The organism is Azospirillum formosense (genome assembly GCF_013340925.1).
Taxonomy (GTDB): Bacteria; Pseudomonadota; Alphaproteobacteria; order Azospirillales; family Azospirillaceae; genus Azospirillum; species Azospirillum formosense.
On record NZ_WHOR01000234.1, the window covers coordinates 1 to 9346 of the forward strand.

8 protein-coding genes and 1 pseudogene are annotated in these 9346 nt (G+C 70.5%); 5 read left to right on the forward strand and 4 right to left on the reverse strand.

All coding sequences use genetic code 11. The features are described 5' to 3' along the window. Positions 1-147: 147 nt before the first annotated feature. The gene (locus tag GBZ26_RS22900) at positions 148-573 is read right to left on the reverse strand and encodes a DUF4112 domain-containing protein (protein WP_174440830.1); all 426 of its coding nucleotides are present in this window, start codon (positions 571-573) and stop codon (positions 148-150) included. Between the two features lie 484 nt (positions 574-1057). On the opposite strand from GBZ26_RS22900, the gene GBZ26_RS22905 reads away from it, so the two are divergent. The 3 genes from GBZ26_RS22905 to GBZ26_RS22915 all read left to right on the forward strand — a co-directional run bounded on the left by GBZ26_RS22905 (position 1058) and on the right by GBZ26_RS22915 (position 3457). After that, positions 1058-1294: a hypothetical protein gene (locus GBZ26_RS22905; RefSeq protein WP_174440831.1), complete on the forward strand. Its 237-nt coding sequence runs from the start codon at positions 1058-1060 to the stop codon at positions 1292-1294. 139 nt (positions 1295-1433) lie between these two features. Next, the gene (locus GBZ26_RS22910) at positions 1434-2510 is read left to right on the forward strand and encodes a Tim44 domain-containing protein (protein WP_174440832.1); all 1077 of its coding nucleotides are present in this window, start codon (positions 1434-1436) and stop codon (positions 2508-2510) included. Positions 2511-2647: 137 nt separating this feature from the next. Continuing rightward, complete coding sequence (locus GBZ26_RS22915) at positions 2648-3457, forward strand: ImuA family protein (protein WP_174440833.1); 810 nt, start codon at positions 2648-2650, stop codon at positions 3455-3457. A gap of 86 nt (positions 3458-3543) precedes the next feature. Here the strand turns inward: GBZ26_RS22915 and GBZ26_RS22920 are convergent, their stop codons facing one another. Then, positions 3544-3714 carry a hypothetical protein gene (locus tag GBZ26_RS22920; protein ID WP_014239377.1) on the reverse strand — a complete coding sequence of 57 codons (171 nt, stop codon included), beginning with the start codon at positions 3712-3714 and terminating at the stop codon, positions 3544-3546. A gap of 326 nt (positions 3715-4040) precedes the next feature. Between GBZ26_RS22920 and GBZ26_RS22925 the strand changes: the two genes are divergently transcribed. Next, on the forward strand, positions 4041-4694 hold the full coding sequence (locus tag GBZ26_RS22925; RefSeq protein ID WP_343207176.1) for a DTW domain-containing protein: 654 nt from the start codon (positions 4041-4043) through the stop codon (positions 4692-4694). A 296-nt stretch (positions 4695-4990) separates the two neighbouring features. Further along, complete coding sequence (locus tag GBZ26_RS22930) at positions 4991-5569, forward strand: tyrosine phosphatase family protein (protein ID WP_174440835.1); 579 nt, start codon at positions 4991-4993, stop codon at positions 5567-5569. Between the two features lie 21 nt (positions 5570-5590). Here GBZ26_RS22930 and GBZ26_RS22935 read toward each other — a convergent pair whose 3' ends face one another. Continuing rightward, positions 5591-8878 (reverse strand): error-prone DNA polymerase, encoded by a 3288-nt coding sequence (locus GBZ26_RS22935; protein ID WP_174440836.1) that lies wholly within the window; start codon positions 8876-8878, stop codon positions 5591-5593. Positions 8879-8891: 13 nt separating this feature from the next. Further along, positions 8892-9346, reverse strand: a pseudogene (locus GBZ26_RS22940) (DNA polymerase Y family protein); the annotation flags it as partial.

Genomic DNA, 9346 nt, shown 5'->3' on the forward strand with positions numbered 1-9346 from the left:
GTTGGTGTTTGTTTGGTGTGCTGTTTTTTTTTTGGTGTATCCGCGCGACGACGTGTATCTACCCAGTGTGGCCGGATGGTGGTGTGATAAGAATAAAAGAGACAGGTGAATGCCTGCCCGTGAATGCCCGCCTGTCTGGCCGGTCCGTCAGTTGGCTGCGGCCAGCCGGTTCTCCAGATGCTCCAGCAACAGGTTCAGGTTGCGGCGGTTGGCCTTGAAGCCGATGTCGAAGAGGGCGCCGACCCCCGGGACCGAGCCGCCGGCCCAATCCACCGCCATGTTGGCGACCATCCGGGCGATCAGGCTTTTCGGAAGGTCGAAGCGGGCGGCCTCCATGACGATGTAGGCGGCCACCACGGTGGTCGCCGTGCTGCCGGCGACCGGGACCAGCGCGGCGATGCCGTCCAGCCCGACGGGGATGCGCGTGCCGGGAACGCGCCAGCGCGTGTCCATCAGCCGGGTCAGCCGGCGCAGCCGCTCCAGCCGTTCCAGGTCGATGTGGATGACCGGCGGCGCCGTGGCGACGCCCGAGAGGGTGGAGGTGGGCGCGGGACGCGTGCGGATGTCGCTCATGGGGCTTCACCGGAGCAGGAGAGCCGCCGTGGGGAGCCGCCGGAGGAGGGAGCCGTGGGCGGAGCCGGTCGGGCGTGTCGGGTTGAGCAACCCGCAGCTGTGCCCCGCGGTTCCCGGCCTATCTCCATAGGGTGTCCGGCACCACGGACGCGCTCACGGCCCGGGCAGGCTCGTCGTCATACGGATGATCGGGCCGACGCAAGGTTATCGTCCGAACGGAGAGGAGGGTGACGACCGGGTGCGGCGAATGGACGCGCGATCTGGATTTGTCGAGCGCCAAGTGGTTGTGGTGCCAACGATTTTTCCGGAATCTCCGGACTTTCGGGCGGCCATATGCCAAAGGCGTCTCTGGTATGGGGTGTTCCTAGGCACAACAATGGTGCGCGCAGGTCGAGACTTAAGACCGAAAAAAACCGAACGGGCACCCGCTCCACAGGGTGATGGGCGGGGCACCAGTCATCGGAAAAAAGCAGGGAGGATAACCATGAACACACTCTATTGCGCCTGCTGCGGACGGCCGTTCCGCCGCAGCTCGTCACGCGGGCCGGCGCCGCTCTACTGCTCGCGCGATTGCCGCCGCCAGATCGCGGTTCGCCGCCGCGTCTGGGCGTCGCGGCAACCGGCGGAATGGACGGCCGCCGCGACCTCGGCTCCGATCCTTCCGGCCGGCGCGGGACCCTATCCGCAAACCGGGATGGTGTGGGAACGCGTCTCCGCCTGACGGGGCGACGCACGCGCTCTGCGTATTTTTTGGCCGGTTTGGTTGTGGCCCCTCTAAAACAGCAGGGCAGCCATACCATATAGGAGGACGCTACATGAGTGAGCGTCCCCCTGAACCGAGGGCTTTTCCGAACACGGCCATGACCCAGAACACGCGATCCCCCCGCACCGTTTCCCGCACTCCGGCCCGCGCCTTCGGCGCCGTCGCTCTGGCGCTGGCCGTGGCGCTGACCGCCGGAACCGCCGACGCCCGCGCCGGCAAGAGCAGCTCCGTGGGCAGCCGCGGCTCGCGCACTTACGAGGCGCCGGCCCAGACCAACACCGCCCCGCGCGCCGCGCCGATGGAGCGGTCGGCCGCCCCGGCCCAGACGCCGGGTGCGCAGCAGCCGGGCATGCAGCAGCCGGGCATGGCGTCGCCGGCGGCCGCGCAGCGCGGCGGCTTCTTCTCGCGCGGCGGCTTCATGCCGGCCCTCATGGGCGGCCTGATCGGCGCCGGCATCGCCGGCATGCTGTTCGGCGGCGGCTTCCTCGACGGGCTGGGCAGCTTCGCGGGCATCCTGGGCTTCATCCTCCAGATCCTGCTGGTCGTCTTCCTGGTCCGGCTGGCCATGCGCTTCTTCCGCAACCGCTCGGCGGGCGCGGCGCGGCCGGCGGGCATGGGCGCTTCCAACGCCGCCTATGCCGGTCCGAATCCGGGTGTCATGAACCGCGAGGCGGTGGACGCGCGCTCGAACCCGCTGGGTGGCGGCGCCCGCGGTGGTGCGGCGGCGGGGCCGGCCTCTTCCGGCCGTCCGGGCGTGCGCCGTGACGACGTGGGCATCGGCCCGGCCGACTATCAGGCGTTCGAGCAGACGCTGGTTGCGGTCCAGACCGCCTACGGCAACGAGGACCTGACGGCCCTGCGCGGCGCCGTGACGCCGGAGATGGCCTCCTACTTCACCGAGGAACTGGCGGCCAACCACAACCGCGGCGTGGTCAACCGTCTGTCCGACGTCCGTCTGCTCCAGGGCGACCTGGCCGAGGCGTGGCGCGAGGGCAACGCGGAATACGCCACCGTGGCGATGCGCTTCTCGCTGACCGACGTGACGGTGGACCGCGCGAGCAACCGCGTGGTCGAGGGCGACCCGAACCGTCCGGTCGAAGCCACGGAAATCTGGACCTTCACCCGGCCGCGCGGCGGGCGCTGGGTCCTGTCGGCGATCCAACAGGCCGGCTGATCCACTCTCCACTCCTCAACCGGTCTTGCGGGGGGGCGTCCGAAAGGGCGCCCCCCTTCGCATTTCCGGACTCCCCTGGGCAGATGGGACATGATAGAACATATCAGGAACAAATACCTGTCCAGCGGAAGCGAATCATGCCCGAACTTCCTGAGCCTGAGTCCTGCATCGAAGCGCCCCCGCTGGACCGGGCGGCGGTTCTGGCCGATCTGCGCGCCCGCATCCGGGGCTTGGAAGGGCTGGGCGGGGAGGGGGCGCGGGTGCTGCCCTTCGGCCTGCTGGATGTCGACGGAGCCTTTCCGGCGGGCGGGCTGCCGCTCGGCTGCCTGCACGAGGTGGCGGGGGAGGAGCCGGGGGCCGGCACGGCCTTCGCCGCGCATCTGCTGGCCCGCCTCGCCAGCGCGGCGGCGCCCGCGCTGTGGGTCGTGCGGGGGCGCGACCTGCACGCCGCCGGGCTGGCCGCCTATGGGCTGACTCCGGACCTCCTGATCGCCGTGCGCGCGACCCGCGACGCCGACGCCCTGTGGGCGATGGAGGAGGCGCTGCGCTGCAAGCGGCTGTCCGCCGTGCTGGGGGAGGTCGGGGGGCTGGACCTGACGGCGAGCCGCCGGCTGCAACTGGCTGCCGAGTCGTCGGGTGTGACGGGATTCCTGTTGCAGAGCACCGCCCGCCGCTCGGCGGCGAGCGCGGCGGTCACCCGTTGGCGGATCGCGCCGGCCTCCAGTTGGACGGAGGAGCCGGGCGTCGGTGAACCGCGCTGGCGCGCCGAACTGGAGCGCTGCCGGGGCGGTCGCCCTGGGGTGTGGCTTCTGGAATGGCGTGACGGTGCCCTGGTCCCCGCGAGGGAGCCGGAGCGGGTCATTTCCGCGTCTGCATCCACGTCCACCCCGGTTCGGCGTCCGGCTCCGGCGGGCGGGCACGGACGGTCCTGGGCCGAGGTGGCGTGATGCGGACGGACGGACGGGCGGTGATGTCGCTTACACGACAGCCGTTCGAAACGTCGCTTGCGCGACAGCCGCCCGTCGGCTTCCGATCAGTAGTTGGTGGCCCAGTCGGGCAGGGGATGCCCGGTCTCGGTATCCGGATCAGCGTCGGGCGGAAAGGGCGCGTCGTCCGCGTAGAGCGGCAGTTGCCGGGCGAATTCCGCCGATTCCTGGGCCCGGCGTTGCTCCAGCAAGCGGGCGGCCAAATGAGCGGGCAGCATGGCAAGCCTCCTTCTGAGCGTCGGGAGAGCCTGGGGAGCGGTCCTGTCGGCCGCCCTCGGCCCAACCCGTCCTGTGTGTCTGGACGCTATCATGCAAGGTCCAGGCCTCTAAGTGATGCAGATCACGCGTTATGCAAACTTTAATGCGCCCCGTTTCTTTTTCAGGCCCCGTTTCTTTTTTGAGGCCCGTTCCTTTTTCCGGATGAGAGGCCCATAGTCCCCGCCTCCCGCTTTTTCCGCCGATGTTCCTTCTTCCGAGACCGACCATGCACGCCGAACCCTGCCCCACCTGCCTAAAACCTATGCATTTGTGCGTTTGCGAGGCGGTGGAGCCGATCGACAACGCCGTCTTCCTGCTCATCCTCCAGCACCCGCAGGAGAAGCGCGAGACGCTGGGCACCGCGCAGATCGCCCATCTCCAGTTCAAGAACTCCGCCCTGAAGGTCGGGCTGAGCTGGTCGAACCTGAAGCGCATCCTGGGGCGCGAGGTCGATTACAAGCGCTGGGGCGTGCTCTATCTCGGTCCGGTCAAGCAGGGTGCGGCCCCTCTGCCGGAGGTGTCCGTGGTGGACAAGGGCGGCGTCCCGCAGAAGGACAGCGAGCTGGTGCTGGGCGACCTGGAGGGCGTCATCGTCCTGGACGGCACCTGGAGCCAGGCCAAGACGCTGTGGTGGCGCAACCCATGGCTCCTGAAGTGCCGCCGCATCGTGCTGAACCCGAAGTTCCGCTCCCTCTACGGGCAGGCCCGCAAGGAGCCGCGGCGCGACAGCGTGTCGACGCTGGAGGCCGCCGCCTTCCTGCTGTCGCGGCTGGAGGCCGAGCCGGCGGTCCTCGACCGCGCGCTGAAGCCCTTCGCGCTGCTGCTGAAGAAGCTGCGCGCGCCGCGCCCGCGCCCCGTTCCGCCGCCCCGCGCGGAGACGGCGGAGCCGGTTGCCAATCAGGCTGCGGATCAGGCCCCGGATCGGAACGAGGCGGAATAATCCGCGCCTCTTCCGGGATCGCCCTTTCCGGGTAAGCCCCCCTCGACCAGGGCGGCCGTGGCAACCAATGCGCTGTTGCGCTGTTGGGGATTGCATCGGCCGCTCGGGCCTCAACCAAGGGAGCGATCCATGAAGGGCGTTTTGCTGTGGCTTGTCGGTATTCCCATTCCGATCATTCTTCTGCTGTACCTGTTCAACGTCCTCTGATCGGGCCTCCGATCGGCTTGACGGCACGGACCGGCGGCGCCACATGCGAACCGCGCCGCCCTCCGCGCGCACGGCAAGAGACGAGGACCATGGCCAGCGATTTCGTTCCCTTCGGACTGACCGTCTGCGGCATCGAGGAGCTGAACGGCTTCTGCGAGGCCGGCGTGACCCACGTCCTGTCGATCCTCGACCCCGGCCATCCGGAGCCGACCGCCTTCGGGTCCTATGGCGAGCACACGCGGCTGGAACTGCGCTTCCACGACATCATCGACCCCTATATGGGGCAGTCCCTGCCGCAGCGCGCGGACGTCGAGCGCATCCTGGCCTTCGGGCGCGACCTGATGACCGAGCCGACCGGGGTCGGCGGGCTGCTGGTCCATTGCCACGCCGGCATTTCGCGCTCGACCGCCGCCCTGACCATGATCCTGGCCCAGGCCAGCCCCGACCGACCTGCCGCCGAGGCGATGGCCGCCGTGGTCGGCATCCGCCACAAGGCGTGGCCCAACCTGCGCATGATCGAATTCGCCGACGAGATCCTGGAGCGCCGGGGCGAACTGGTCGATGCCGTCCGCGCCCGCCACCGGAGCTATGGCCGGGAGCGTCCCGATCTGGTCCAGTTCATGATCGACAACGGCCGGGTGCGCGAGGTCGCGGACCTGATCGACTGATCGTTCGCCTCCTGCGGCTCTTCAGCGGAAATTCCGGCCTTCCGGGAAGACCGCGGCGGCGGAACGGTTGGGCAGCGCGTCGGGGTCGGTCAGGTCGCGCAGCCGGTGCGTCAGGTCGCTCAGCCGCTCGACGCGCAGGTGGATGACCTCGCCGCCCTCCTCGTTGGGCTTGCCGCTGCGCTCCACCCGGCCGGTGGCGGCGATCAGGCGGGCGCCGAGGATCGTCTTGCGGAATTTTTCGAACACGTCGGGCATGATGACGAGGTTGGCGATGCCGCTCTCGTCCTCCAGCGTGATGAACACCACGCCCTCGGCGCTGCCCGGCCGCTGCCGGACCAGCGCCAGCCCCACCACGGTCAGCCGCGTGCCGGCCCGCACCGTGCCCAGCCGTTCGGTCGGGACCACCCCGGCGAAGCCGTCGCGCAGCAGCGCCATGGGGTGCGCCTTCAGCGACAGGCACAGGCTGCCGTAGTCCATCACCACATGCTCGCCGAGCGCCATGGCCGGCAGAAGGGCTTGCGGCTCCTCCTGGGCGGAGTCGGCGAGGCCGCTGAACAGCGGCAGCGGCTGCGCCCCCAGCGCCTTCACCGCCCACAGCGCGGCCCGCCGGTCCAGCCCGACCGAGCGGAAGGCGTCGGCCTTGGCCAGCCGCTCCAGCCCGGCGATCGGCATGCGCGCGCGGCGCCACAGGTCGTAGGGATCGCGGTAGCCCGCCCCGCGGCACAGCACGAGCTGGTGCGCGTCCTCCTCGGCCATCCCTCGGACCAGCCGCAGGCCGAGCCGCAGGGCATGCCTTATTCCCTCTCCCGCCCCGGGAGAGGGTGGCCGCGCAGCGGCCGGGTGAGGGTGCATCCAAGGATTGGCGCGCTGATTCTCGGCGTTACCCTCACCCTCCCGCCTTTGGCGGGTCCCTCCCTCTCCCGGGGCGGGAGAGGGTGACAGCGGTTCCAGCGTGCAATCCCAATCCGACCGGTTGATGTCCGGGGGCAGCACGGTCACCCCATGCTCGCGGGCGTCGCGGACGATCTGGGCGGGGGCGTAGAAGCCCATGGGCTGGCTGTTCAGCAGCGCCGCGGCGAAGACGTCCGGGTGGTGGCGCTTCATCCAGGCCGACACATAGGCCAGCAGGGCGAAGCTCGCCGCGTGGCTTTCGGGGAAGCCGTACTCGCCGAACCCCTCGATCTGCTGGAAGCAGCGCTCGGCGAAGGCACGGTCGTAGCCTTTTCCGACCATGCCCTCGATGAAGCGGTCGCGGAAGGTGTGGACCAGTCCGGTCTTGCGGAAGGTCGCCATGGCGCGGCGCAGCCGGTCGGCGTCCTCCGGGCTGAAGCCGGCGCCGACGATGGCGATCTTCATCGCCTGCTCCTGGAACAGCGGCACGCCCAGCGTCTTCCTCAGCACCTTTTCCAGCTCGGGGGACGGGTAGTTGACCGGTTCCTCGCCGGTGCGGCGGCGCAGGTAGGGGTGGACCATGTCGCCCTGGATCGGGCCGGGGCGGACGATGGCGACCTCGATCACCAGATCGTAGAAGGTCTTGGGGCGCAGGCGGGGCAGCATGGACATCTGCGCCCGGCTTTCCACCTGGAAGACGCCCAGGCTGTCGGCCCGGCACAGCATGTCGTAGGTCGCCCGGTCCTCCTGCGGCACCGTCGCCAGCGTCAGGGGAAGCTTGTAGTGCCGCTTCAGCAGGTCGAAGCCGCGGCGCAGGCAGGTCAGCATCCCCAGCGCCAGCACGTCCACCTTCAGGATGCCCAGCGCGTCGATGTCGTCCTTGTCCCATTCGATGGTCGTTCGCCCCTCCATGGCGGCGTTGGCGACGGGGCACAGGTCGCTCAAGGGGCCGCGGGTGATGACGAAGCCGCCGACATGCTGCGACAGATGGCGGGGGAAGCCGATCAGCTCCTGCGCCAGCTCCAGCGTCTGGCGGAGCCGCGGGTCGTCGGGGTCGAAGCCGTATTGCCGGGCGCGCTCCTCGTCCACGCCGTGGCGGCTCCAGCCCCAGACGGAGCCGGACAGCCGTGCCACCAGATCGGCCGACAGGCCCATGGCCTTGCCGACCTCGCGGATGGCGCCGCGGGCGCGGTAGCGGATGACGGTGGCGGTCAGCCCGGCCCGCTCGCGCCCGTATTTCCGATAGATGTACTGGATGACCTCCTCGCGCCGCTCATGCTCGAAATCCACGTCGATGTCCGGCGGCTCGTTGCGGGCGGCGGAGATGAAGCGCTCGAACAGCAGGTCGATGGCGGTGGGATCGACCGCGGTGATGCCCAGGCAGTAGCAGACGACCGAATTGGCCGCCGAACCGCGGCCCTGGCACAGGATCTCCTGCGAGCGGGCGTAGCGCACGATGTCGTGCACCGTCAGGAAATAGGGCGCGTAGCCCAACTGCCCGATCAGCGCCAGTTCATGGTGCAGGGCCTGCGTCACCGCCTCCGGCACGCCGTCCGGGTAGCGCTGGACAGCTCCGGCCCAGGTCAGGTCGGTCAGCGTCTCCTGCGGGCTGCGCCCGTCCTCCGCCACCTCGTCCGGGTATTCGTAGCGCAGCTCCTCCAGCGAGAAGCGGCAGGCGGCGGCGATCTCCACCGTGCGGGCGACGGCCTCGGGGTGGCGGTGGAACAGGCGGGCCATCTCCACCCCGGCCTTCAGGTGCCGCTCGGCGTTGGCGGACAGGCGCCAGCCGGCCTCGTCGATGGTCGTGCCGCTGCGGATGCAGGTCATCACGTCGGCCAGCGGGCGGCGGGCGGGGGTGTGGTAGAGCACGTCGTTGGTCGCCACCAGCGGCACCCGTTCCGCCTCCGCCAGCCCGGCCAGCCAGGACAGCCGCCGCTGGTCGTCGCCGCGGTAGCGGTGGCTGGCGGCGAGGTGCAGGCGGTTCCCCAGATCGTTGCGCCAGCCGCGCAGCGCGTGGACGAAGGCGCGGTCGCGCTGGTCCGGCGGCACCAGCAGGAACAGCATCCCCTCCGCATGGTCCAGCACGTCGGCGCGGGCGATGAAGCAGGCCCCCTTGGGCGCCCGCCGCTTGCCCAGCGTCAGCAGCCGCGACAGCCGTGCGTAGGCCGCCCGGTCGGTGGGGTAGGCGAGCAGGCTGTCCGCGTCGGTCAGGTCGAGCCGGCAGCCGACGATCAGGCGCAGGCCGTGCTTGCGGGCGGCGGCGTGCGCCTGCACCACCCCGGCCAGCGAGTTGCGGTCGGTCACCGCCACGGCGGCGTGGCCGAGGCCGGCGGCGGTCAGCGCCAGCTCGTCCGGGTGGGACGCGCCCTCCAGAAAGGTGAAGCTGGTGGAGACCTGGAGTTCGGCGTAGGGGGTCATGGTGGCGGCCCCGTCACCCGAAGAAGCCGTGCAGGAACCACAGCGCCGCCACGCCGGGCCGGTACAGCCCCTGACGGTAGACCCAGAAGCGGCGGCCGGCCTCGTCCTCGACGCGGTAATAGTCGCGGGGCTCGCCGTCGCGCCGCCACCACTCGGCCGCGATCCGCTCCGGCCCGTCGGCACGGCGGATGCGGTGCTGGACGCCGCGCCAGCGGAACATCACCGGCGGGTCGTCGGGAACCAGGGCCATGGCCTCGATGGGCTCCGGGGGGGCGAGCAGCCGCACCGGGCGCGGGCGGTCGGCGGGCCACAGGTGGCCGGCGGCGGGCGCGAAGGCCGAGGCGGGGGCCACGCTGCGCTCCGGCAGCCGGCTTTGCCGCGGGACCAGCCGCAGCACCGCCCGCTCCCCCAGCCGGTTGCCCAGACGGTCCATCAGCTCGCCCAGCTCCGGCTGCCCGCCCATGCCCC